Origin of the sequence: Streptomyces sp. CA-210063 (assembly GCF_024612015.1) — a bacterium.
In the GTDB taxonomy this organism is placed as follows: domain Bacteria; phylum Actinomycetota; class Actinomycetes; order Streptomycetales; family Streptomycetaceae; genus Streptomyces.
This window is the reverse complement of sequence record NZ_CP102512.1, coordinates 7894103-7918634: the sequence shown is the minus strand read 5'-3', so window position 1 is coordinate 7918634 and position 24532 is coordinate 7894103. Positions and strand designations below refer to the sequence as shown.

Sequence of the window (24532 nt, the reverse complement as noted above, 5' to 3'; positions counted from 1 at the left end):
TCACCCTATGTGATCAGCCATAGCGGTGCCCAACCAGGGTGCTGGCCTGCGCGGATGTGCGTCAACTCCCTGATGACGCGGGCGCGGTGGGGACGCTCACGTCGAAGTGCCCCGCGTCCGGGGCGGCTTTCATCAGGGCAGTGAGCGCACGGCCCTTCGCACGCCCCTTCTCCGCACTCCCCCAGGCGACCGTACGGTCTCCGCTCAACTCCAGCGAGAGGGAGTCGAAGGAACGGACCTTGACGACGAGGGTCTCGCGGGCGATCGCGTCCGGAATCGCTCCGGCGACCCGCACGGCCTCCCGTACGAGCCGGTCCTCGCCGAATCGCCGCAGACTGGCGGCGGACGAACCCGACCGGGAGACCGTCAATTCCAGCAGGGGAACGCCCGCCGGGGCCTGCGAAACCGTGGCAAAACGCACACCTTTCGCGTCCACTTCGACGTACTTGCCCGAATTTCCGGCCGCTTCGACAATCAGAACCGGAGTACGTTCGCTCACTTTCAGCCCGATTCCATGGGGCCAGGAACGAATGACCTCAACCGAGTCAATTCGGGGCAATTTCCGGAGCAATCGCGACTCGATCGCCTCCGTGTCGATGGAAATGAGCGGCTCGCCGAGGGGCACGTCGGCCGCGTCGCGCACCTGGGTCTCGGTCAGCACCCGGATACCCGACACGGAGACCCGCTCGGCGCGCAGCCACGAGGAGCCGTACAGGGCCCAGACCGAGGCGCCGGCGATCAGCACCAGGGCGATCGCGGCGACGAGCAGCACCCGGGGGCCGGGGAGCCGCCGCCGCGACGGCGGGCCTGAGTCCAGATCCTCGTCTGCACCGCGTTCGGCGGTGGTCGGTCCGGCCACGCTCCCCTGCCTTCTGCCGCGCTCTTAACGGCGCGACGCGATCGCCTCGTACACCATGCCGACGAGCAGGTCGTCGGCGTCCCGGCGGCCGAACTCGCTGGCGGCGCGGGACATCTCGTACAGCCGGTGCGGGTCGGCGAGGACGGGCAGGACGTTCTGCTGCACCCACTGGGGTGTCAGTTCCGCGTCGTCGACCAGCAGCCCGCCGCCGGCCTTGACCACCGGCTGGGCGTTCAGCCGCTGTTCGCCGTTGCCGATGGGCAGCGGGACATAGGCGGCGGGGAGCCCGACGGCGGAGAGTTCGGCGACGGTCATCGCGCCCGCGCGGCAGAGCATCATGTCGGCCGCGGCGTACGCGAGGTCCATCCGGTCCACGTACGGTACCGGGATGTACGGGGGCATTCCCGGCATCTGGTGTACCTGCGGCAGTTCGTTCTTCGGGCCGACCGCGTGCAGGATCTGGATCCCGGCCTGCTGGAGGTAGGGGGCGACCTGCTGGACGACCTCGTTGAGACGGCGGGCGCCCTGGGAGCCGCCGGAGACCAGCAGGGTCGGCAGGTTGGGGTCGAGGCCGAACATCGCGCGGGCCTCGGGGCGCGCGGCGGCCCGGTCGAGGGTGGCGATGGCGCGGCGCAGCGGGATGCCGATGTAGCGGGCGTCGCGGAGCTTGCTGTCGGGGGTGGAGACGGCGACCTTGGCCGCGTACCGGGAGCCGATCTTGTTGGCGAGGCCGGGTCGGGCGTTGGCCTCGTGGACGATGATCGGCACACCGAGGCGCTTGGCGGCGAGATAACCGGGCAGGGCGACGTAGCCGCCGAAGCCGACGACGGCGTCCGCCTTGGTGCGCTCCAGGATCTGCTCGGTCGCCTTGATCGTGCCGCGCAGCCGGCCGGGCACGGTGATCAGCTCAGGGGTGGGCTTGCGCGGCAGGGGCACGGCGGGGATCAGCGCGAGTTCGTAGCCGCGCTCGGGGACGAGGCGTGTCTCCAGGCCGCGCTCCGTGCCCAGGGCCGTGATGCCCACGGTCGGGTCCTGCCTCCGCAGGGCGTCCGCGAGGGCGAGCGCGGGCTCGATGTGACCGGCGGTTCCGCCACCGGCGAGTACGACATGCACCGAAATTCACCGCTCTCCGGACGAACGTGCCGAGACACGCCGTCGCATCGTGTTCCATCTCCCGGGCCCCGAAGGGCCGCCGCCACGCTTTCTACCAAAGCGGGGTTGCCGCATGGCAAGCGCCGCCCGTGCGGCGGGCTCGTCGCGCGCGAACGCGATCAGCAACCCGATGGCGAACATGGTCGGCAGCAGGGCGGAACCTCCGTAGGAGAACAGCGGGAGCGGGACTCCGGCGATCGGCAGCAGACCGAGCACCGCACCCATGTTGATCACTGCCTGAGCGGTGATCCAGGTGGTCACGCCTCCCGCGGCATACCTGACGAAGGGGTCCTCCGTGCGTCCGGCCACGCGGATACCCGCATAGCCTAGAGCCGCGAAGAGGGCGAGCACCGACAGCGTCCCCGCGAGACCCAGTTCCTCACCGGTGACGGCGAAGATGAAGTCGGTGTGCGCTTCCGGGAGTTGGCCCCATTTTTCCACACTCGCACCGAGGCCGGAACCGAAGATTCCGCCCGAGGCGAGGGCGTAGATACCGTGCACGGCCTGCCAGCAGTCGGCGCCGTCCGTACGGGGCTCCGTGGCCCCGATGCAGGCGAGGCGGGCCATGCGGTTCTCGCTGGTCCTGATCAGGATGAACCCGATGAGCCCGGCGATGGACAGCACGCCCACGAACAGCCGGGTCGGCGCCCCGGCCAGCCACAGCAGGCCGAACAGGATCGCCGTGAGAATGATCGCGGTGCCCATGTCGCCGCCGAGCATGATCAGCCCGAGCAACAGGAACGCCACCGGAACGAGCGGCACCAGCATGTGCTTCCACTGCGCGAGGAGCTGCTTGTCCTCCTTGCGGGCCAGCAGATCCGCGCCCCAGAGCACGAGGGCGAGCTTGCCGAACTCGCTGGGCTGGATCTGGAACGAGCCGCCGATGGCGATCCAGTTCTGGTTGCCGTTGATCGACTGCCCTATCCCCGGCACCTGGACCAGGGCCATCAGAAACACACAGCCCGCGAGGATCGGGTACGCCAGCGCCCGGTGCAGCTTCACCGGCATCCGCGAGGCCAGGAGCAGCAGCACGGTGCCGATCGTGGCCGCGAGGAACTGTTTGCGGAAGAAGAAGGTCCCCGGCAGCGACTTCTGCAGCGCCGTGATCTGCGAGGCCGAATAGACCATCACCAGGCCCAGCGCGGTGATCAGCAGACTGCCGCCGAGGATCAGGTAGTACGCGGTCAGCGGCCGGTCCCAGGCCTTGCGGGCCCGGGTGTGGAACCGCCGCACGGGGTTCTCGCGCGGGGGGCGTGGGACGGGCGGCCGCCGGGTGAGGCGCTGGACGGGAGGACGCCCGGTACGGCTACTGGGCATCGAGGGCGCCTTCCCCGCTGCGCACCGACCACATCCGTGTCACGCGTTCCCTCCCGAGTTCACCCGGCACGGCCGCCAGGCAGGGGCGGGCCGGGTCAGCCGTCCGCGGCGGCGAGTTCACGAACGGCGTCCGCGAACGCGTCCCCGCGCTTGTTGTAGTTGACGAACATGTCCATCGACGCACAGGCCGGCGCCAGCAGCACCGTGTCGCCCGCTCGCGCCAGTGTCCGCGCCTCGCGGACAGCCGCGAGCATCGCCCCAGTGTCGGTCCGGTCGAGGTCGACGACGGGCACTTCGGGCGCGTGTCGCGCGAGCGCTTCGCGGATCAGCGCGCGATCCGCGCCGATCAGCACGACACCCCGCAGCCGCTTGGCCGAGCTGGCCACCAGCTCGTCGAAGGTCGCGCCCTTGGCGAGGCCGCCCGCGATCCACACGATCGACTCGTACGCGGCCAAAGAGGCCTGCGCCGCATGCGTGTTGGTGGCCTTGGAGTCGTCGATGTAGGCGACGCCGTCCACATCGGCCACGTGCGCGATGCGGTGCGCGTCCGGTGTGAAGGCCCGCAGCCCGTCCCGTACGGCCGCGGCGGGCACCCCGAAGGCCCGTGCGAGGGCGGCCGCCGCGAGGGCGTTGGCGATGTTGTGCGGGGCGGGCGGATGGACGTCGGAGACCTCGGCGAGTTCCTGGGCGTTCTTCTGCCGGTTCTCGACGAAGGCGCGGTCGACCAGGATGCCGTCCACGACGCCGAGTTGGGACGGTCCGGGCGTGCCGAGCGTGAATCCGACGGCCCGGCAGCCCTCTTCGACGTCCGCCTCGCGCACCAGGTCCTCGGTGGCCTTGTCGGCCACGTTGTAGACGCAGGCGACCCGATTGCCCTGGTAGATACGGCCCTTGTCAGCGGCGTACGCCTCCATCGAGCCGTGCCAGTCGAGGTGGTCGGGGGCGAGGTTGAGGACGACGGCCGAATGCGCCTTCAGGGAGGGCGCCCAGTGGAGCTGGTAGCTGGACAACTCGACCGCCAGCACGTCGTACTGCTCGTCGCCCAGGACCACGTCCAGCAGCGAGACCCCGATGTTGCCGACGGCGGCCGTCCGCAGGCCCGCCGCCGCCAGGATGGAGGCGAGCATCTGGACGGTCGTGGTCTTGCCGTTGGTGCCCGTGACGGCCAGCCAGGGGGCGGCGTCCGGGCCGCGCAGGCGCCAGGCGAGTTCGACGTCGCCCCAGATCTCCAGGCCGGCCTCACGAGCCGCGGCGAAAAGCGGCTTGTCGGGTTTCCAGCCCGGGGTGGTGACGACGAGTTCGGTGCCCTCGGGCAGGGTGGCGCCGTCGCCGAGGCGCACGGTGATGCCGAGCGCCTCCAGGTCGGCGGCCTGCGCCCTGGCGCGTTCGTCGTCGCCGTCGTTGACGACCGTGACGACAGCGCCGAGGCCGTGCAGGACCTTGGCCGCCGGGATGCCGGAGACGCCGAGTCCGGCGACGGTGACGCGCTTACCCTGCCAGTCGGTCACTTCTCGGCCGCCCATCCCGCGTAGAAGATGCCCAGTCCGACGATCACGCAGATGCCCTGGATGATCCAGAAGCGGACCACGACAAGGACCTCGGACCACCCCTTGAGTTCGAAGTGGTGCTGGAGGGGTGCCATGCGGAAGACGCGCTTGCCGGTCAGGCGGAACGAGCCGACCTGGATGACGACCGACATGGTGATGAGGACGAACAGACCGCCGAGGAGCGCGAGGAGCAGCTCGGTGCGGGAGCAGATCGCGAGACCGGCGAGCGCGCCGCCGAGGGCCAGCGAACCGGTGTCACCCATGAAGATCTTGGCCGGCGAGGTGTTCCACCACAGGAAGCCGAGGCAGGCGCCCATCAGCGCGGAGGCCACGATCGCCAGGTCGAGTGGATCTCGTACCTCGTAACAGGCGGCCGGGTTGGTCAGGGTCAGCGTGTTGGCGCAGGACTCCTGGAACTGCCAGACGCCGATGAAGGTGTAGGCGCCGAAGACGAGGACGGAGGCACCGGTGGCGAGACCGTCCAGACCGTCGGTCAGGTTCACACCGTTCGACATGGCGAGGATCATGAACAGTGCCCAGATGACGAACAGCACCGGGCCGATGGTCCAGCCGAAGTCCTGGACGAAGGAGATCTTGGTGGAGGCCGGCGTCTGGTCGCGGGCGTCCGGGAACTGCAGCGCGAGGACCGCGAATCCGATGCCGACGATCAGCTGGCCGGCCATCTTCGCCTTGGCCCGCAGACCGAGCGAACGACGCTTGACGATCTTGATGTAGTCGTCGAGGAAGCCGACGAGGCCCATGCCGCCCATCAGGCCGAGCACCAGCAGACCGGAGAAGGTCGGCGTGTAGCCCGTGATCAGCTTGGACAGGAAGTACGCGGCGATCGTCGCCAGGATGAAGGCGATACCGCCCATCGTCGGCGTACCGCGCTTGCTGCCGTGCGTGCGCGGGCCGTCGTCACGGATGTACTGGCCGTAGCCCTTGCGGGCGAGCAGCTTGATCAGCAGCGGGGTGCCGACCAGGGTCAGGAAGAGGCCAATGACTCCCGCGAACAGGATCTGCTTCATCATCGGGCGGCAACCTCACCCTCGTTGCCGCTGTCGAGCAGCGCCTGCGCCACGCTCTCGAGCCCGACCGACCGGGACGCCTTCACGAGTACGACGTCTCCCGGGCGCAACTGACTGCGCAACAGGTCGATCGCCGCCTGTGCGTCGGACACGTGCACCGACTCCTCACCCCACGAACCCTCGTTATATGCGCCCAGTTGCAGCCAGGACGCTTCCCTGCCCCCGACCGCGACGAGCTTGCCGACATTGAGCCGGACGGCGAGCCGTCCGACCGCGTCGTGCTCGGCGAGCGATTCGTCCCCGAGCTCGGCCATCTTGCCGAGCACCGCCCACGTACGACCCCCTTGTGCCTGTGCGGCCTTGCCCATCGCCGCGAGCGCGCGCAGAGCGGCTCGCATGGACTCGGGGTTCGCGTTGTAGGCGTCGTTGACGACCGTCACGCCGTCCGGGCGCTCGGTGACCTCCATGCGCCAGCGGGAGAGGGAGCCCGCCTCGGAGAGCGCGGTGGCGATCTCGTCTGCGGACATGCCCAGCTCATGGGCGACGGCGGCCGCGGCGAGCGCGTTCGACACGTGGTGCTCACCGTACAGGCGCATGGTCACATCGCTTGCACCGGAGGGTGTGTGAAGCCTGAACACGGGCTGTCCGGCGTCCGTGAGCGTCACGTTCTCGGCGCGTACGTCCGCTTCGCCGGACTCGCCGAAGAGGATCACCTTCGCCTTCGTACGGGACGCCATGGCTCGGACCAGGGGGTCGTCGGCGTTGAGGATCGCGGCGCCGCCCTCCTCCGCGGGCGGCAGGGCCTCCACCAACTCGCCCTTGGCCTGCGCGATCTGCTCGCGGCCGCCGAACTCGCCGATGTGGGCGGTGCCGACGTTGAGGACGAGGCCGATCTTCGGCGGCGTCAGATCGGTGAGGTACCGGATGTGGCCGATGCCGCGGGCGCCCATCTCCAGGACGAGGAAACGGGTTTCCTCGGTGGCGCTGAGCGCGGTGAGGGGCAGCCCGATCTCGTTGTTGAGGGAGCCGGGCGTGAACACCGTCGGTGCCTTGCGCCGGAGCACCTGCGCGATCAGGTCCTTGGTGCTGGTCTTGCCCGCGGAGCCGGTGAGGGCGACGAGGGTGGTACCGAGCTTCCGCACGACGTGCCGGGCGAGGGCGCCGAGGGCCGTCTGGACGTCGGCCACGACGATCGCGGGCACGCCGACGGGGCGGGACGCCAGCACCGCTGCCGCGCCCGCCTCGACGACCGCGGCCGCGAAGTCGTGTCCGTCCACGCGTTCGCCGGCGAAGGCGACGAAGAGGCTGCCGGGCTCCACTTCACGGGAGTCCCGGACGACCGGTCCGGTGACCTGCGCCGACGGATCCGGTATGTCGTGCGTCTGCCCGCCGACGACTTCTGCGATCTCGGCGAGAGAGAGGGCGATCACAAGTTCATCCCTGGGTCTGCTGGATAGCTTCGCGAAGCACCTGGCGGTCGTCGAAGGGACGGACCACGCCGGCGATGTCCTGGCCCTGCTCGTGGCCCTTGCCCGCGACCAGCACGGTGTCGCCCGGCTGTGCGCGGGCCACCGCCGCGGCGATCGCGGCGGCCCGGTCCTCGAAGAGGAGGACCTCGCCGCGCTCGTGCACCGGCACGGACGCCGCGCCCTGGAGCATGGTCGCGAGGATCGCGAGGGGGTCTTCGGAGCGGGGGTTGTCGGAGGTCAGTACGGCGGTGTCGGAGAGCCGGGCCATGGCGGCGCCCATCGGCGCGCGTTTGGTCCTGTCCCGGTCGCCGCCGCAGCCGAGGACGACGTGCAGCCGGCCCTCGGTGACCTTGCGCAGTGCCTTGAGGACCGACTCGACGGCATCCGTCTTGTGGGCGTAGTCGACGACCGCGAGATACGGCTGTCCGGCGTCCACGCGCTCCAGCCGGCCCGGCACGCCCGGGACGGCGGCGATGCCGTCGGCGGCGGTCTGCGGGTCGAGCCCGGCCGTGGCCAGCGCGGCGACGGCCGCCAGGGTGTTGGCGACGTTGAAGGTGCCCGGCAGCGGCGACCTGGCGGCGATTCGCTCACCCTTGGGCCCGACCACCGTGAACGTCGAGTCCACCGGCCCGACCTGGGCCTCCTCGGCACGCCAGTCGGCGTCGGGGTGTCCCTCGGCGGAGAAGGTGACGACCGGGACCGTGGCCTCCTTGACGAGCCGACGGCCGTACTCGTCGTCGAGGTTGACGACGCCGAGCCTGCTGCGCTCCGGTGTGAACAGCTGCGCCTTGGCCTGGAAGTAGTCCTCCATGCCGGAGTGGAACTCCATGTGTTCCGGGCTGAGGTTGTTGAAGACGGCGACGTCGAAGACGCAGCCGTCGACCCGGCCGAGGACCAGCGCGTGGCTGGACACCTCCATGACGACCGAGTCGACACCGCGTTCACGCATGACCGCGAAGAGGGCCTGGAGGTCGGTCGCCTCCGGGGTGGTCCGCTCGGACTTGATGCGCTCGTCGCCGATGCGCGTCTCGACCGTGCCGATGAGGCCGGTGGAGCGGGCCGTCTTCAGGCCGCCCTCGACGAGATAGGCGGTGGTGGTCTTGCCGGAGGTGCCCGTGATGCCGATCTGGAGCAGGTCACCGCCCGGGCGGCCGTAGATCGTGGCCGCCAGCTCGCCCATCCGCGCGCGCGGGTTCTCGACGACGAGGGCGGGGAGCCCGGTGGCGGTGGCGCGCTCGGCGCCGCTCGGGTCGGTGAGCACGGCGACGGCGCCGAGGCCGGCCGCCTGGTCCACGAAGTCGGCGCCGTGCAGACGGGCACCGGGCAGGGCGGCGTACAGGTCGCCGGGGCGGACGGCACGCGAGTCGTGGGTGATGCCCGTGACCTCGACGGTGTCCGCGCTCGCCGACTGCTCGGCTCCCAGCTGACCGGCGAGTTCCGCGAGGGGTGTGGCGGAGACGTGGGCCGGCCGGGGCGGTCCCGGATATGTCACGGGAACGTCCTTCTGGGTGGTTTGGGACTGATCAGCGTGTGGCACGGCGGTGAGCGTACCGGGCGCACCCCCGCCGGAGCGAAGCGAGGGTTTGTGCGAGCGGGGCTGCGGTGCGTGGTTCCCGGGGTCGGGAGTGATCATGGTCACGAGTCGGTTCCTGGCTGGTTGCGCTGATCAGCGGGTGGATCAGGATGTGGTCAGGAGGCGGTTTCAGGGGGTGAAGGCGACGGGCAGGTTCGCGGGCTTCGCCCCGGTGGGCGGGACCTGGAGGGTCTTCAGGGCGAACTCCATGACCTCCTTGTAGATGGGCCCGCAGATCTGGCCGCCGAAGTAGTTGCCCTTGGTGGCGTTCTGGATCGCGCAGTAGACGGTGATCCGCGGGTTGTCGGCGGGCGCGAACCCGGCGAACGACGAGGTGTAGCCGCTGTATCTGCCGGTGGCCGGATCCACACGGTTCGCCGTGCCCGTCTTGCCCGCGACCCGGTAGCCGGGGATGCGCGCCTTGGTGCCCGTGCCCTCCTCGTCGTCCACGACGGACTCCAGCATCCGGGCGAGGGTCTTCGCCGTCTTCTCGCTCACGACCCGGGTCTTCCCGGACTTCGGAGCGGGGGTGAAGCGGCCGTCCGGTCCCTTGGTGCCTCGTACGAGGGTCGGTTCGACGCGTACGCCGCCATTGGCGATCGTCGAGTAGACGGAGGCCGCCTGCATGGCGTTTATCGACACGCCCTGGCCGAAAGGGATCGTGTACTGCTGCGAGGTCGACCAGTCGCCGGGCGCGGCGAGGATGCCCTTGGTCTCGCCGGGGAAGTCGAGGCCCGTCCGACTGCCGATGCCGAACTTCCGCAGGTACGAGTAGAGGATCTCGTTGGACTCCCGCTGGTTCCTGCCGAGTTCTCCGGTGGCGAGGATGGTGCCGATGTTGCTGGACTTGGCGAGCACTCCGTTGAGCGTCAGATACCAGGTCGGGTGGTCGATGTCGTCCTTGAAGAGCCGGTCGCCGCGGTGCAGCCGGTTGGGCACGGTGACGTGCGTGCCCGGCGTGGCGACGTTCTCCTCCAGTACGGCGGCCATCGACATGACCTTGGCGGTGGAGCCCGGCTCGTAGGCGTCTTCGAGGGCCCAATTGTGCAAGGAGTTCGGGTTCGCCCGGGACAGGTCGTTGGGGTCGAAGCCGGGCGAGTTGGCCATCGCCAGGATCTCGCCGGTGCGGGTGTCCTGCACTATCACGTAGCCGCGGTCCGCCTCGGACTTCTTCACCTGCTCGGTGATGGCGTTCTGCGCGGCCCACTGGATGTCGCGGTCGATGGTCAGCTCGACGTCGGAGCCGGCCACGGCGGGGGTCTCGGTGGAGCCCGCGGTGGGCACCAGACGACCGCCGGACTGGGCGTAGCGGATCTTGCCGTCCTTGCCGGCCAGCTGCTGGTTCAGCTGCTGCTCGACGCCGCCGCCGCCCTTGCCTTCGGCGTTGACCCAGCCCAGTATCCCGGCGGCGAGGTCGCCGTTGGGGTACACGCGCTTGCTGCTGGGCTCCTGGAAGACGCCGGCCAGCACGTTGACCGTGGCCTTGTCCTCTCTGGCCTTCTTGGCGAGCGCGGTCTTCAGGTCGCTGATCTGGTTCCAGACCTGGGGGGTCTGGCGGCGGGCGAGCAGCACATAGCGGGTGTTCTTGGTGCGCAGCTTCTCCGTGAGCGTCTCCTGGTCCGCGCCGATGATCGGCGCGAGGAGCGCGGCGGCCTGCTCGGGTCCGTCGTCGACCTTGAGCTGTTCGCGGCTGAACATCGTCGGGTCGGCCGTGATGTCGTTGGCGTCCGTGCTGATGGCCAGGTCGACGCCGTTGCGGTCGGTGATCCCGCCGCGCTCGGCGGCCAGCACCCGGCCGACGTACCGGTTCTGGTCGGCCTTGGCCGCGTACTCGCTCGCGTCGACGGCCTGCACCTGGAGCAGCCGTACGACGAAGGCGATCATCACCAGCGTCAGCGCGAGGCTCACCATGCGCAGCCGGGGGCGGGGGCTGCCCAGGCGGATGGTGCGCGCGGCCGGCTGCCGGGGCGTGCTCGGGCGGCGCTGAGCGGCGGGGCGGGCACCGGGGCCCGGGCGGCGCTGCTGACCGCCGGGGCGCACGGGCCGGGCGGGTCCGGGTACACGGCGGCGGGGGGGCTGCCTGCCTGAATCGGCCACTTCCGTCACCTGCCGGGGGTCGTCGGGAGCTGGGTGGACTGTACGGACGGGCTGGCGGGGGTGAACGTGGGGCTGGGGGTGGGGGTGGGGGTGACCGAGGGTGCCGGCGTCTGCGGCCGCGTCGGGGAGACCGAGGGTGTGGGGCTCGGGGTGGGGATCGGGCTCTCGGGGGGTCCCGGGTCGAGCGCCTCGGGTGCGAGGACGAGCGGCATACGGAGCACGGACTGCTGGGCGGCGCTCGGTACGCCCTTGACGGTGCCGTCGGGGTTCAGGAAGGCCGGGTCGCCGCCGGGGACCATACCCAGCTCGCGGGCGCGGCGCTGGAGGGCGTCGGGCGCGGAGTAGGCGTCCACGTCCCGTTGGAGCGCCTGTTCCTCGTCGGTGTAGCTCTTCACGTCGTCCTGGAGGTCGTCCAGCTTGAACGACCCTTCGCTGAGCGCGGAGTTCAGCACGAGGAGGCCGATGAGGCCGCCGCCCAGGAGCAGGACGACAAGGAGGACGAACGGGGTGCGGGCGGCCCCTCCTTTGGGCCCCGCGGGCAGGAGCCGCGCCAGACGGGCGGCCCGGCCCCTCAGTTCGGGTTTCCTACTCACGCACCCTCCCTGCGAGTTCGTTTTCCGGACTCACTCACCGTCCCCGCGAGTTCGCTTTTCGGACTCACTCACCGACCCCTTCACGCACCGTGTGCGGCCGCCTCGTACGCCTCATGCGCCTCATGCGCCTCATTGGAGGTTCTCCCGGATACGTTCCGCCCCGCGCAGACGTGCGGGGGCGGCGCGCCGGTTCTCGGCGACCTCTTCCTCGGTGGGAAGTTCGGCACCACGGGTGAGGAGCTTGAGCCGCGGCTGGTAGCGCTCGGGGACGACGGGCAGTCCGGGGGGCGCGGTCGTGGCGGCGCCCGCCGCGAACACCTGCTTGACGAGGCGGTCCTCGAGCGAGTGGTACGACAGCACGGCGATCCGGCCGCCGACCGCGAGGGCCTTCACGGCGGCGGGGATGGCCCGCTCCAGGACGGTGAGTTCGCCGTTGACCTCGATGCGCAGCGCCTGGAAGGTGCGCTTGGCGGGGTTGCCGCCGGTGCGCTTGGCCGCCTGTGGCAGGGAGTCGCGGATCAGTTCGACGAGGCGCGCGCTGTTGGTGAAGGGCTCCTTGTCGCGCTCGCGCACGATCGCGGAGACGATCCGCTTGGCCTGCTTCTCCTCGCCGTACGCCCTGAGGATCCGGACGAGTTCGCCCGCCGGGTAGGTGTTGAGGACCTCGGCGGCGCTGATGCCGCTCGTCTGGTCCATGCGCATGTCGAGGGGGGCGTCCTGGGCGTACGCGAAGCCCCGGTCGGCCTCGTCGAGTTGCATGGAGGAGACGCCGAGGTCGAACAGGACGCCCTGGACGCGCGGGAGGCCCAGGCGGTCGAGTACGTCGGGGAGTTCGTCGTAGACGGCGTGCACGAGCGTGGCACGGTCACCGAAGGGGGCGAGTCGTTCGCCGGAGAGGCGCAGCGCCTCCTTGTCGCGGTCGAGGGCGACGAGCCGCGCCTCGGGGAACCGGGTGAGCAGGGCCTCGCTGTGGCCGCCGAGTCCGAGTGTGCAGTCGACCACGACGGCGCCGGGCTCCGTGAGGGCCGGGGCCAGCATGTCCAGGCACCGCTGGAGCATGACGGGGACGTGGCGGCTGTTGCTCAAGGGGCCCTCTCAGGTCCGGCGCGAGCCGCACGTACGCGCCGCGCACGCGGGGAGATGCCGGGCTGTCACCGGTTCTCCAGGGTTTTCGGTCCGGCGGGGGGCCTCGCCTCCCGCTCCGCGTCACTTTAGTCCACGGCCCTTCGCGGTCAATCAACCGGCCTGCGCGTCGCGACGCCTTCCACGGGCGAAGCCCCGAAAGGGGATAAGTCACCCGCATGGGCGTGATCCAGCCACTCCTGTGGGTTACCTCACAACAAGCCTCAATGACGTTCTTTGTCCTCTCTCACAGAGCGCCCTCCGCGGCCGTGACCAGTACCGTCTTGGCTATGACGACCTCCGCAGCAGTTCCCCCCGGACCCGAAGGCGCCATATCCGACGGCACCGTCACCGACCGTCTCGTCGAGGCCAACGAGCGGTACGCCGCCGCGTTCTCCGACCCCGGGATGGACGCCCGTCCCGTTCTCCGTGTCGCGGTCGTGGCCTGCATGGACGCCCGCCTCGACCTGCACGACGCGCTCGGCCTGGAGCTGGGCGACTGCCACACCATCCGCAACGCGGGCGGCGTGGTCACGGACGATGTGATCCGCTCCCTCACCATCAGCCAGCGCAAGCTCGGCACCCGCAGCGTCGTCCTGATCCACCACACCGGCTGCGGCCTGGAGTCCCTCACCGAGGACTTCCGCACCGAGCTGGAGGCGGAGGTCGGCCAGCGCCCGGCCTGGGCGGTGGAGTCCTTCCGGGACGTCGACCAGGACGTACGGCAGTCCATGCAGCGGGTGCGCACCAATCCGTTCCTGCTGCATTCCGACGACGTACGCGGCTTCGTCTTCGATGTGAAGACGGGGCTGCTCCGGGAGATCGACCCGGCCTGACCGCATCGAACCGGGCCGCCCGCACCGCCCGTCCACAACCCGCGGGCGGTCCCGCGCAGCCCCGGTTTCCTGTCAATCTCCTGGCATTTTGGCGTTCAAAGGGCCGCAAGCCCGACATATCGCGGACTGTTATCCACAGGCGAGTGACACGGATTGGTAACGGCAGCAAGAATGCGGGTGTGGCGTCGCGCTGAGCAGTTCACGCGTGGTGTCCGTGTTTCGGGGTGGGCCGGTCCGCATCGCAGAGCGTCGGCCCGGAGAAAGAACGGGCCTAGGAGGGCCGTGTGACGACCTATGACGATCGAGCGAGCCTCACTGATCTGACCAGCACTGTGGAGCGAGTCCGCAGTTCGGTCGAAGGAGTGATCGAGGGCAAGCCTGAGGTCGTACGGCTTTCGCTGACAGTGCTGCTCGCCGAGGGACATCTTCTGATCGAAGACGTACCCGGCGTCGGCAAGACCATGCTGGCCAAGGCCCTGGCGAGGTCCATCGACTGTTCCGTGCGGCGTATCCAGTTCACGCCGGACCTGCTGCCCTCGGACATCACGGGTGTGTCCATCTGGGATCAGCAGCGCAAGGAGTTCGAGTTCAAGCCGGGCGCGATCTTCTCGCAGATCGTGATCGGCGACGAGATCAACCGCGCCTCGCCGAAGACGCAGTCCGCGCTCCTGGAGTCCCTGGAGGAGCGCCAGGTCACGATCGACGGCACGACGTACGAGCTGCCGAGCCCCTTCATGGTGGTGGCCACGCAGAACCCGGTCGAGATGGAGGGCACCTATCCGCTGCCGGAGGCACAGCGCGACCGCTTCATGGCCCGCGTCTCCGTCGGCTATCCCAGCCCGGAGGCCGAACTGCAGATGCTCGACGTCCACGGTGGGGTCTCGCCGCTGGAGGACATGCAGCCGGTGGCGCACGCGCACGAGATCGTGAAGCTGATCGAGGCCGTCCGCAATGTGCACGTCGCGGAAACGGTCCGGCGCTACGCGGTGGACCTGGTCGGTGCCACCCGCACCCACCCGGACCTCAGACTCGGCGCCTCGCCGCGTGCCACGCTGCATCTGCTGCGCGCGGCAAGGGCGACCGCCGCCCTGAGCGGCCGGGAGTACGCCCTGCCGGACGACATCCAGTCGCTCGCCGTGGCCATCCTCGCCCACCGGCTGCTGCCCACCGCCCAGGCCCAGCTCAACCGCCGTACGCCGGAGCAGGTCGTCCAGGAGATCCTGCAGCGCACGCCCGTGCCGCAGGCCCCTCCGCCGCAGAGCGGGTTCGGCTCGGTCCACACCACGCCCGCGTACCCGCAGCAGCCGCCGCGGAGGCTTGGATGACCACCGCCGGGCCGGCGCCCACCCCTGAGCAGGACAAGGGCGGGCTGCGCACGGCCCTCGCCGGCCTCACCACCCGCGGGCGTTCCTTCCTGGCCGCCGGCATAGCCGCCGCGATATGCGCGTACGTCCTCGGGCAGAGCGATCTGCTCCGGGTCGGCCTGCTGCTCGCCGTGCTGCCGCTGGTCTGCGCGACCGTGCTGTACCGCACCCGCTACCGGGTCGCGGGCAGTCGCCGCCTCTCCCCCGCGCGCGTGCCCGCCGGCAGTGAGGCCCGCGTCCATCTGCGGATGGACAACGTCTCGCGGCTGCCCACCGGGCTGCTGATGCTCCAGGACCGGGTGCCGTACGTGCTCGGTCCGCGCCCCCGGTTCGTCCTGGACCGGGTGGAGGCGGGCGGTCGCCGCGAGGTGTCGTACCGCGTCCGTTCGGATCTGCGCGGCCGCTATCCGCTGGGCCCGCTCCAGCTGCGCCTGACCGACCCGTTCGGCATGTGCGAGCTGACCCGGTCCTTCTCGACGTACGACACGCTGACGGTGATCCCGCGCGTGGAGGCGCTGTCACCGGTACGGCTGAACGGGGAGGCGAAGGGGTACGGCGACGGTCGGCAGCGCTCGCTGGCGCTGGCCGGCGAGGACGACGTGATCCCGCGCGGCTACCGGCATGGCGACGACCTGCGCCGGGTGCACTGGCGTTCGACCGCACGCTACGGCGAGCTGATGGTGCGCCGCGAGGAGCAGCCACAGCGCGCCCGCTGCACGGTACTGCTGGACACCCGGGCCGAGGCGTATCTCGGCGCGGGTCCGGACTCGGCCTTCGAGTGGGCCGTCTCCGGCGCCGCGTCCATGCTGGTGCACATGCTCGAACGGGGCTTCTCCGTACGACTGTTGACGGACACGGGCAACTCGGTGCCCGGCGAGGGCGCCGACGGGTTCGCGGGCGCGAGCCAGGAGTCCGCCGACGCGGCCGGACTGATGATGGACACCCTCGCGGTGATCGACCACTCGGACGGCACGGGCCTGTCACCCGCGTACGACGTGGTGCGCGGCGGCAACGAGGGGCTGCTGGTCGCCTTCCTCGGCGACCTCGACGAGGAGCAGGCGACGGTGATCGGCAAGATGCGTCAGCGCAGCGGCGGGGCGGTCGCCTTCCTCCTGGACAGCGAGGCGTGGACGACCGAACCGGGCGAGGTGCCGGGGGCCGGGGGCGCGAGCGAGGAGTCGGTGCGCCTGCTGCACGAGGCGGGCTGGACGGCGCTGACCGTGCCGCGCGGCGCCTCGCTGACGGACCTGTGGCGCCAGGCGGACCGGCAGCGCACCGGCGTGATGTCCGGGATCGGTAGGGAGGGGCGGTCATGAGCGGTCGGGCGAGGCTGGCGCTGTGCGCCTGGGCTGCCACGATCATGGCGGCGTGCGCGCTGCTGCCGCTGGTCGACCCGGCGACCTGGATCTTCCAGGCGGCCCTCATGCTGGGTGTGCAGAGCGGCGTGGGCGCGCTCACCCGGCGGGTCCCGCTGGCGCGGCCGCTGACCGTGGCCGCGCAGGCGCTGGTGGCGCTGATGATGCTGACCCTGGTCTTCGCCCGGGAGCAGGCGGTGGCCGGGATCGTCCCCGGGCCGGAGGCGTTCCAGCACTTCGCGACGCTGCTGCAGACCGGCACCGAGGACATCGGGCGGTATGCGATCCCGGCGCCGTTGAGCGACGGCATCCAGCTGATGATCATCGGCGGGGTCCTGGTGATCGGCCTCATGGTCGACGCGCTCGCGGTGACGTTCCGAAGCGCGGCTCCGGCCGGTCTGCCGCTGCTCGCGCTGTACTCGGTCGCCGCGGGACTCTCCGACGGCGCCGCCTGGCTGTGGTTCGTGCTGGCGTCCGGCGGCTATCTGCTGCTGCTCCTGACCGAGAGCCGCGACCGGCTCTCGCAGTGGGGCCGGGTCTTCGGCGGCGCACCGCACGGCCCGCGCGCGGAGTCCGCGAGCGGCGCCGTCGCCCCGGTGCGCACCGGGCGGCGCATCGGCGCGGTCGCGCTGGGCATCGCCCTGGTGGTGCCGCTCGGGCTGCCCGCCCTCGACGGCGGGCTGCTGGACGGCGCGGGCACCGGCATCGGCTCAGGCTCCGGTGGCGGCGGCACGATCTCCGCGGTGAACCCCGTGGTGTCGCTGCGCGACAGCCTGAACGTGGACGAGGACCGCCAGGTCCTGTCCTATCGCACCAACACGGACAACGTGCAGGAGATGTATCTGCGGATCGTCTCCCTGGACGACTTCGACGGCACCTCCTGGAAGCCGACCGAGCGCTCCATCACCGAGGTGCCGGACGACTTCGGCACCCCGACCGGCCTCGCCTCCGACGTCAAGCGGACCTCGATCGAGACCCGGATCGTCGCGGCGGAGGACTACGAGCAGAACTGGCTGCCGATGCCGTATCCGGTGACCGGCGTGGACATCGACGGCGACTGGCGGTACGAGCCCGTGGGCCGCACCCTCGTCGGTGACCACGGCCAGGACACCAAGGGCGCGCAGTACCAGATCGAGAGCCTGATCGTGCAGCCCACCGCGGAGCAGCTCTCCTCGGCGCCGGAGCCGCCGCCGTCCCTGCGGCGGGAGTACACCAAGGTGCCCGCCTCGCTGCCATCGGTGGTGGCGCGGACCGCGCTGGAGGTCACCAAGGGCGCGACGAACAACTACGAGCGGGCCGTCAAGCTGCAGGACTGGTTCGCGTTCAGCGGCGAGTTCACCTACGACACCGAGGTGCGGGCCGGCACGGGCGCGCGGGCGATAGCCCGGTTCCTGGAGGAGAAGGAGGGCTTCTGCGTCCACTTCTCCTTCTCGATGGCGGCGATGGCCCGCACCCTGGGCATACCGGCCCGGGTGGCCGTGGGCTTCACTCCCGGTACCCCGCAGGCGAACGGCACGATGTCGGTGGGGCTGCGCGACGCGCACGCCTGGCCCGAGCTGTACTTCGAGGGTGTGGGCTGGACCCGCTTCGAGCCGACCCCCAACCGGGGCACGACTCCTCCGTACACGGTGCCGGAGGACTCCGGCACCAGCGGCCTGCCCGATGTGCCCCGTCCCTCGCAGTCGGCGTCCACGGTGCCGTCGGCCGAGCCGTCGGCGAGCGAGAGCTGCACTCCGCAGGAGGCGAAGCTGGGGGCCTGCGCGAGCGAGTCCGCGGCGGCCGTGGCGGGGTCCGACGACGACGAGGACTCGCTCTGGGGTCTGCTGTTCTTCTCGCCCTGGACCCTGTTGACCCTTCCGGGGGCGCTGGTGGTGGTGGCGATCCCGTTGCTGCCGATGTTGTGGCGGCTGCGGGTCAGGTCCGTACGGCTCGGCGCGCACGACGGTGCGGTCCCGGCCCATGGGCCGGCCGCTTCGCGGCATGTGACCGACGAAGGGGGCTCTTCGGACGGATCCCCGTCGTCGCCGGTCAGGGCCACCGCGTACGGCCGTACGGAGGCCGCGGCGGCCCATGCGCTGGCCGCCTGGCAGGAGGTGACCGACACGGCGTGGGACTACGGGATCGCGCCGGACGAGTCGCAGACGCCCCGTAAGGCGGCGGCGCGGATCGTGCGGCTCGGGCAGCTCGAACCGCCGACCGCGGAGGCGGTGCATCGGGTGGCGGCGGCGGTGGAGCAGGTCCTCTTCGCTCCGCGTCCGCAGATCCCTTCGGGCCTCGCCCGGGACGCGCACCAGGTCGGGCTCGGACTGCGGGCGCACGCCGGCCGCCGGACGAAGCTCCGGGCACTGCTGCTGCCGCGTTCGACCATCCGGGTTGCCTGGGCCCTCTCCGCCCGCTGGGCGGACACCAGGGACGACCTGCTGTCCCGCGTCCCGACGCTACGGCTGCCCTGGCGACGGCCCTCGCCAAGCCAGAACAGCTGAGGCTCCCCGCTCACGCCTCTGCCCCCGCCGGGATCGCCCGGCGGGGGCAGAGGCGTGTAAAGGGGCGGGACTGCTACCGCAGACAGCGGGGTGGGACTGGCACCGCGCGTAGGGAGACGGGGCAGACACCGCAGGGATCAGGGTGGGTGGCAGACACCGCAGGGAGCGGGGTGGGTGGCAGACACCCGGGGAGCGCGGCAGGGGGAGCTGCATGCGCCCGACTCCGCGTCCAGCGGCCTCCTCGTACAGTCGCCGCTACGAGATCCCCGGGCGGCCGGGGTCCCCGGACAGCCGTCGCATGGAGGGCCGCGGTTGTTCGATTTTCGGGCGCACGTGAAGGGTGACCGCCCCTTGGGTGGTCACCCTTCGTCCGTCTTCAGCTGTGGCTGGCGAATCGGCGATCCGGCGGGCTCAGTGGCCCCCCTGCTCGTCACGACGGCGCTGCCAGCGCTGTTCGATTCGGTCCATCATGGAGCGGCGCTGTCGTGTCTGTCGACGCGCACCGGCGGAGCCTGCGGCACCGGTGGGCTGCTCACCCGGCTTGGGGGCCTTGCGCCAACCGGTGACGGCGAGCACCGCGCAGCCCAGCATGACGAGGAACCCCACCACGCTGACCCAGATCTGCTGTGCGACCATTCCGGCCATGAGGAGCGCGATACCCACTAGAAAGCCCGCGACCGCCTGGTAGACCCGCCGCCGGGTGTACGTACGCAGCCCGCTTCCCTCAAGCGCTGACGCGAACTTGGGATCTTCGGCGTACAGCGCTCGCTCCATCTGCTCGAGCATGCGCTGCTCGTGCTCTGAGAGCGGCACGGAGTCCTCCTCATCGTGCGGTCGCCGGAGCGACCCGGGGGGTCCTCTTCAGGATAGGCAGGGAATCGCCCCCTTGAAACCCGCCCCTCTACGCCAATTCGCCAACCGGGACCCGCCATGGCACCCCGACTCGCTGAGGTGTGAATTCCCCAGCGGACGGCCCGTCATGCCGGAACGGTCTCCCTCGATCATACGGCTCCGAGCGCCCGATCGGGGGGCCTGTGGCGTACTCCATCCGCCGCCGACTCCCTGATCAGCGGGTCACCCTCGTTCGCCGCGGCGGACGGCTCAGGACTCGGCGGCCCCTCGCGTCTCACCCAGCACATGAAGTTGCGTGGCGACGGAGTGGAAGGCGGGCAGTTCGGCGGCCGCGGCCTCCAGCTTGAGCAGGGCGTCGAGGGCGCCGGGTTCGGTGTCGACGAGGACACCGGGGACCAGGTCGGCGAAGACCCGAACACCGTGCACCGCGGCGACCTCCAGGCCCGCTCCCTCGACGAGCGCGGTGAGCTGCTCGGCGGTGAAGCGGTGAGGCACCGGATCGCCCTCGCCCCAGCGTCCGTTCGGGTCGTCGAGCGCCTGCCGGGCCTCCTTGAAGTGCCCGGCGAGGGCCCGCGCGAGCACCGCGCCGCCAAGGCCCGCGGCGAGCAGGCTGAGCACGCCCTCCCGGCGCAGCGCGGCGACCGCGTTGCCGATGCCCTCGGCGGGGTCGTCCACGTACTCCAGGACGCCGTGGCAGAGCACGGCGTCGTATCCGCCGCGCTCGACGACGTCGAAGAGGCCGTGCGCATCGCCCTGGACGCCCCGCACGCGGTCGGCGACACCGGCCTCGGCGGCCCGGCGCTCCAGCGCGAACAGCGCGTTCGGGCTGGGGTCGACGACGGTGACGCGGTGGCCGAGGCGGGCCACGGGCACCGCGAACTTGCCGCTGCCGCCCCCGGTGTCCAGCACGTCCAGAGACTCCCGTCCGGTGGCCTTCACCCGGCGGTCGAGGGCGTCCTGGAGGACCTCCCAGACCACGGCGGTACGCAGGGAGGCGCGGGGTCGGGAAGGATCGGAGCGCAGCGACGTCGGCTGAGGGTGCTGGTGGGACACGGGCGGGCGCATCGGGTCCGACACGGCAGTTGACTCCTCGGCGGGGCACCGCCTGGCGTGCGGCGGAGCGATGGGCTTGCGTCTCCGCCGGGCCGGTGGCCGCGGCGGAGGATACGGATGCCCCCAACCCTAATGGGCGGCGCCGGGGCTGCCGGTCAGCCCGCGTCCGGGACTCCCGGGGCGTCGTCCTGCCGGGGCTGCGGCAGCACCGGCTGGAGGACCAGCATCCGCTCGACGAGGCGCAGGAACATCGCCACGTCGCGTATGAGGTCGTCGGCGTCACGCGCGCTCGCCGCGCCCTGTATGCCGGCCTCGGCACGGGCCCGGCGGGCGGCGCCGGAGGCGAACAGGGCGCTCCACTCGGCGAGTTCGGGCGCTATCTCGGGGAGCACTTCCCAAGCGCTCCGTATCTTGGCGCGGCGCTTCGGGGTGGGCTCCGGGCGGCCCCGGGCGGCGAGCACCGCGGCGGCGGTGCGCAGGGCGGCCAGGTGGGCGGTGGCGTACCGCTCGTTGGGCGTCTGGAGCCCCGACGCCTCGTCGAGTCCGGAGCGCGCCTGGGCGAGCAGGTCGAGGGCGGCGGGTGGGGCCGTCGCCCGGCGCAGCACGGGGTGCACGTCGCTCGCCGGGCCGGTCAGTGAGGGGGCAGGGCCGGTGGCGCGGCGCCGGTTGGCGGCTGCTGCGGGGTGGCTGGCCATGACGAACCTCCTGTCGTCTTCGTGACGGCACGCCCTGACACGAGGTGCCGTATGTGCTCATCGTGCGGTATGCCACTGACAATCCGTTGTGACCTGCGCTTTTGCTTCGATCAGAGGTTCGGAGTAGTTTTTGCACTGACCAGTCAGTTCAAAAACTCGAAGAGGGGTCCGGGGGACATGGAAGAGCCACGGGTGGCGGACGACGCCGGGCCGGAGACGGTCGACGGTGTGGCTGTCGATGCCGAGGACTTCGGGCTCAAGGGGCCGCGGGGCTGGGCGTTCCGGGGAGTCGGGTTCGGCGCGGAGGCCGGCTCGCTGGTGGCGGTCGAGGGGCCGTCCGGATCGGGCCGGACCTGTCTGCTGCTCGCGCTCACCGGGCGGATGAAGCCGAGCGAGGGCCACGCCACGGTCGGCTCCCTCCGGCTGCCGAAGCGGATGGCGGCCGTCCGCCGGATCAGCGCCCTCGCCCATGTCCCCGGTGTGACCGACCTCGACCCGGCCCTGACCGTCGGGGAGCACCTGCGTGAACGGGCGCTGCTGCAGCGGCGGTTCGACGGCTCCCTGCGCGGGCTGCTGCGCCCTGGGGCCGAGCGGGCCGCCGAGGCGAAGCTCCGCGTCGAGGCCGCCCTGGCCGCCGCCGGGCTCGACCGCGAGAGCCTGCCCAAGGGCTCCCGGACCGCCGTACGCGACCTGGACCGGCTGGAGGCCCTGCGGCTGTCCATCGCCCTCGCCCTCATCGGGCGGCCCCGGCTGCTCGGCGTCGACGACACCGACCTGAAGCTCTCCGACGCCGAACGGGCCGAGGTGTGGGCCCTGTTGAGGTCCCTCACGGCGTCCGGGATCACGGTGGTGGCGGTGTGCAGCGAGGCCCCGGAAGGTGCGGTCGTCGTGTCGACGGCGCCGGAGAAAGGCACACGCGCGCGTGAGAACGCCCGCGAAGCCCCCTCCCCTGAGCCCGCACCCGCCCCCGCCCCCGCCGGCAGCGACCAGACCGACAGCGACCACCACGACGACGACAAGGAGACGACCGATGCGCTCGCCGAAACTCGCCGCGCTTGAGCTCAGGCGGTTCGGCCGGGGGAAGCTGCCGCGGGCCGCGCTGGTCTCGCTCCTGCTGCTGCCGTTGCTGTACGGCGCCCTGTACCTGTGGTCCTTCTGGGACCCGTACGGCCGTCTCGACCGTATCCCCGTGGCGTTGGTGAACGACGACAAGGGGGCGTCGGTCGGCAAGCAGAAGCTGACGGCCGGGGACGACATCGCGCAGGGGCTGCGGGACAGCGACACCTTCGAGTGGCACCGGGTGAGCGCCGCCGAGGCGCGTGAAGGCGTCGAGGACGGCACGTACTACTTGTCGCTGACCATGCCGAAGGACTTCAGCCGGCGGATCGCGTCGAGTTCCGGGGACTCCCCGGAGACGGGCGCCCTCCAGGTGCGCACGAACGACGCGAACAACTACATCGTCGGGCAGATCTCGCGGACGGTGTTCTCGGAGGTGCGGACGGCGGCTTCGACGAAGGCGTCACGGTCGTTCCTGGACCGGATCTTCATCTCCTTCTCGGACATCCACGAGGAGACCGAGAAGGCGGCGGACGGCGCCGACGATCTCAAGGGCGGCATCGACAAGGCGGAGAAGGGCTCCAAGGACCTCGCGGACGGGCTGAAGGAGGCCAAGGAGGGCAGCGGGGAACTGTCCGGCGGCCTGAAGGACCTGGACGAGGGCGCGGGCGATCTGGAGGACGGGGCCCAGCAGGTCGCGGACGGCACCCGGAAGCTCGCCGACAAGGTCGGCGGCGTGGCGGACCGCGTGCGGCCCTTCCTCGACGAGAACGGCGACACGATCGCCGACACCGCCACCCTGGTCGCCGACTCGGCGGCCACGATCCGGGGCCACCTCGACGCGTTCGTCAAGACGGCGCCGGCCGCCGAGACGGGCACCCGTGCCGCCTCCGACACCCTGGACGACGTCTACGAGCGGCGCTGCGAGGAGGCCGTACTGCCCGACGCGGCCTGCGCGGACCTGAAGAAGGCGAAGGACGCCGCGGCTCAGGCGGCGGTGCTCGCCAAGGACGTCAACACGGTGGTGAAGAACTACGACGGTGACATGAAGGCCTTCGACAAGGACCTGGAGACCCTGGAGAAGCAGGCCCGCGCCCTCGCGAAGGCGGCGCCCACCCTCTCCGAGGACCTCGACAACGCCGTCACCAAAGTGAACGCGCTCAACAAGGGCGCCGCCGAGGTCGCCAAGGGGGCCAAGACGCTGCACACGGGCCTCGGCACCGCCAAGACCGGCGCGGAGGACCTCGACACGGGCGTCGGCGATCTGAAGTCGGGCGCGGTGGACCTCAAGGGCGGCATGTACAAGCTGGCCGACGGCTCCGGGAAGCTCGCGGGCGGTCTGCACGACGGGGCCGAGCAGATCCCGGACTACGACGAGCAGGACCGCGACCGGCGCACCGAAGTGATGGCCGATCCGGTGCAGTTGGCCACCAGGGATCTGCACAAGGCGCCGAACTACGGCACCGGGTTCGCCCCGTACTTCATCCCGCTGTCCCTGTGGGTGGGCGCGATGGTGGCGTACATGCTGATCCAGCCGCTCAACCGGCGGGCTCTCGCGGCGGGTGCCTCGGCGTGGCGGATCACGCTGGCGGGCTGGCTGCCGGTGGCCGCGCTGGGTGTGCTGCAGACGGTCGCGCTGATGGCGGTGCTCCACTGGGCGGTCGGCCTGGAGATGGTGCGGGCGGCCGGGACGGTGGGCTTCCTGTTCCTGGTGACGGCGTGCTTCGCGGCGATCGTGCAGTGGCTCAACGCGCGCTTCGGGGCGGCGGGCCGGATCCTCGTCCTCGCCTTCCTGATGCTCCAGTTGACGTCCGCGGGCGGCACGTATCCCGTGCAGACCAGCCCGGACTTCTTCAACGCGGTCCACCCCTTCCTGCCGATGAGCCATGTCGTCGACGCCCTCAGGAGGCTCATCACGGGCGGCGGTCTGGGCCCCGTCCGGCAGGCGTGCGCGGTGCTGGTCGCCTTCACCGTCGGCGCCCTCGCGCTGACCGCCCTGTCCGCCCGTCGCAAGCAGGTGTGGACCCTGGACCGGCTGCACCCGGAGTTGAGTCTGTGACCGCGCACGGAACGGTTCCTGT

The 24532-nt window shown here is 71.1% G+C and carries 19 protein-coding genes; 6 read left to right on the top strand and 13 right to left on the bottom strand.

The annotated features are described in order from the left end of the window. Positions 1–61 precede the first annotated feature (61 nt). From JIX56_RS34560 to rsmH, 10 genes are all read right to left on the bottom strand, one after another. Positions 62–859 carry a cell division protein FtsQ/DivIB gene (locus tag JIX56_RS34560; RefSeq protein WP_257546414.1) on the bottom strand — a complete coding sequence of 266 codons (798 nt, stop codon included), beginning with the start codon at positions 857–859 and terminating at the stop codon, positions 62–64. Between the two features lie 24 nt (positions 860–883). Beyond that, positions 884–1972 (bottom strand): undecaprenyldiphospho-muramoylpentapeptide beta-N-acetylglucosaminyltransferase, encoded by a 1089-nt coding sequence (murG, locus tag JIX56_RS34555; RefSeq protein ID WP_257546413.1) that lies wholly within the window; start codon positions 1970–1972, stop codon positions 884–886. 6 nt (positions 1973–1978) lie between these two features. Further along, positions 1979–3328: a putative lipid II flippase FtsW gene (gene ftsW / locus JIX56_RS34550; protein ID WP_257546412.1), complete on the bottom strand. Its 1350-nt coding sequence runs from the start codon at positions 3326–3328 to the stop codon at positions 1979–1981. 95 nt (positions 3329–3423) lie between these two features. Next, positions 3424–4851 carry a UDP-N-acetylmuramoyl-L-alanine--D-glutamate ligase gene (gene murD / locus JIX56_RS34545; RefSeq protein ID WP_257546411.1) on the bottom strand — a complete coding sequence of 476 codons (1428 nt, stop codon included), beginning with the start codon at positions 4849–4851 and terminating at the stop codon, positions 3424–3426. Then, positions 4833–5906 (bottom strand): phospho-N-acetylmuramoyl-pentapeptide-transferase, encoded by a 1074-nt coding sequence (gene mraY / locus JIX56_RS34540; protein ID WP_257546410.1) that lies wholly within the window; start codon positions 5904–5906, stop codon positions 4833–4835. The genes murD and mraY overlap by 19 nt, the downstream gene beginning before the upstream one ends. After that, a complete protein-coding gene (locus tag JIX56_RS34535) occupies positions 5903–7333 on the bottom strand; it encodes a UDP-N-acetylmuramoyl-tripeptide--D-alanyl-D-alanine ligase (RefSeq protein ID WP_257546409.1) in 1431 nt (476 codons plus the stop codon). Before JIX56_RS34535 ends, mraY begins: the two co-directional genes overlap by 4 nt. 4 nt (positions 7334–7337) lie before the next feature. Then, on the bottom strand, positions 7338–9011 hold the full coding sequence (locus JIX56_RS34530) for a UDP-N-acetylmuramoyl-L-alanyl-D-glutamate--2,6-diaminopimelate ligase (RefSeq protein ID WP_257546408.1): 1674 nt from the start codon (positions 9009–9011) through the stop codon (positions 7338–7340). 63 nt (positions 9012–9074) lie between these two features. Then, on the bottom strand, positions 9075–10856 hold the full coding sequence (locus tag JIX56_RS34525; protein ID WP_306819953.1) for a peptidoglycan D,D-transpeptidase FtsI family protein: 1782 nt from the start codon (positions 10854–10856) through the stop codon (positions 9075–9077). A 191-nt stretch (positions 10857–11047) separates the two neighbouring features. Continuing rightward, on the bottom strand, positions 11048–11635 hold the full coding sequence (locus JIX56_RS34520; RefSeq protein WP_257546406.1) for a hypothetical protein: 588 nt from the start codon (positions 11633–11635) through the stop codon (positions 11048–11050). A 129-nt stretch (positions 11636–11764) separates the two neighbouring features. Further along, positions 11765–12721, bottom strand: a complete 957-nt coding sequence (rsmH, locus tag JIX56_RS34515) for a 16S rRNA (cytosine(1402)-N(4))-methyltransferase RsmH (protein WP_257546405.1) — start codon at positions 12719–12721, stop codon at positions 11765–11767. Between the two features lie 326 nt (positions 12722–13047). On the opposite strand from rsmH, the gene JIX56_RS34510 reads away from it, so the two are divergent. From JIX56_RS34510 to JIX56_RS34495, 4 genes are all read left to right on the top strand, one after another. After that, positions 13048–13593: a beta-class carbonic anhydrase gene (locus tag JIX56_RS34510; protein ID WP_257546404.1), complete on the top strand. Its 546-nt coding sequence runs from the start codon at positions 13048–13050 to the stop codon at positions 13591–13593. 284 nt (positions 13594–13877) lie between these two features. Then, positions 13878–14918 (top strand): AAA family ATPase, encoded by a 1041-nt coding sequence (locus JIX56_RS34505; protein ID WP_257546403.1) that lies wholly within the window; start codon positions 13878–13880, stop codon positions 14916–14918. Then, positions 14915–16273, top strand: a complete 1359-nt coding sequence (locus tag JIX56_RS34500) for a DUF58 domain-containing protein (RefSeq protein ID WP_257546402.1) — start codon at positions 14915–14917, stop codon at positions 16271–16273. The genes JIX56_RS34505 and JIX56_RS34500 overlap by 4 nt, the downstream gene beginning before the upstream one ends. Next, entirely contained in the window at positions 16270–18795 is a 2526-nt protein-coding gene (locus JIX56_RS34495) for a transglutaminase TgpA family protein (RefSeq protein WP_257546401.1), read from the top strand. Before JIX56_RS34500 ends, JIX56_RS34495 begins: the two co-directional genes overlap by 4 nt. Before the next feature lie 411 nt (positions 18796–19206). Here JIX56_RS34495 and JIX56_RS34490 read toward each other — a convergent pair whose 3' ends face one another. The 3 genes from JIX56_RS34490 to JIX56_RS34480 all read right to left on the bottom strand — a co-directional run bounded on the left by JIX56_RS34490 (position 19207) and on the right by JIX56_RS34480 (position 21395). Beyond that, positions 19207–19608, bottom strand: coding sequence for a DUF3040 domain-containing protein (locus JIX56_RS34490; protein WP_086761755.1), 402 nt, complete (start codon positions 19606–19608; stop codon positions 19207–19209). A 288-nt stretch (positions 19609–19896) separates the two neighbouring features. Beyond that, positions 19897–20724, bottom strand: coding sequence for a methyltransferase (locus JIX56_RS34485; RefSeq protein ID WP_257546400.1), 828 nt, complete (start codon positions 20722–20724; stop codon positions 19897–19899). 131 nt (positions 20725–20855) lie between these two features. Beyond that, positions 20856–21395, bottom strand: coding sequence for an SAV_6107 family HEPN domain-containing protein (locus JIX56_RS34480; RefSeq protein WP_257546399.1), 540 nt, complete (start codon positions 21393–21395; stop codon positions 20856–20858). 177 nt (positions 21396–21572) lie between these two features. On the opposite strand from JIX56_RS34480, the gene JIX56_RS34475 reads away from it, so the two are divergent. Together JIX56_RS34475 and JIX56_RS34470 are read left to right on the top strand one after the other, a co-directional pair. Further along, positions 21573–22454 (top strand): ATP-binding cassette domain-containing protein, encoded by an 882-nt coding sequence (locus JIX56_RS34475; RefSeq protein WP_257546398.1) that lies wholly within the window; start codon positions 21573–21575, stop codon positions 22452–22454. After that, on the top strand, positions 22426–24510 hold the full coding sequence (locus tag JIX56_RS34470; RefSeq protein WP_257546397.1) for a YhgE/Pip domain-containing protein: 2085 nt from the start codon (positions 22426–22428) through the stop codon (positions 24508–24510). The genes JIX56_RS34475 and JIX56_RS34470 overlap by 29 nt, the downstream gene beginning before the upstream one ends. The last annotated feature ends 22 nt before the right edge of the window (positions 24511–24532 follow it).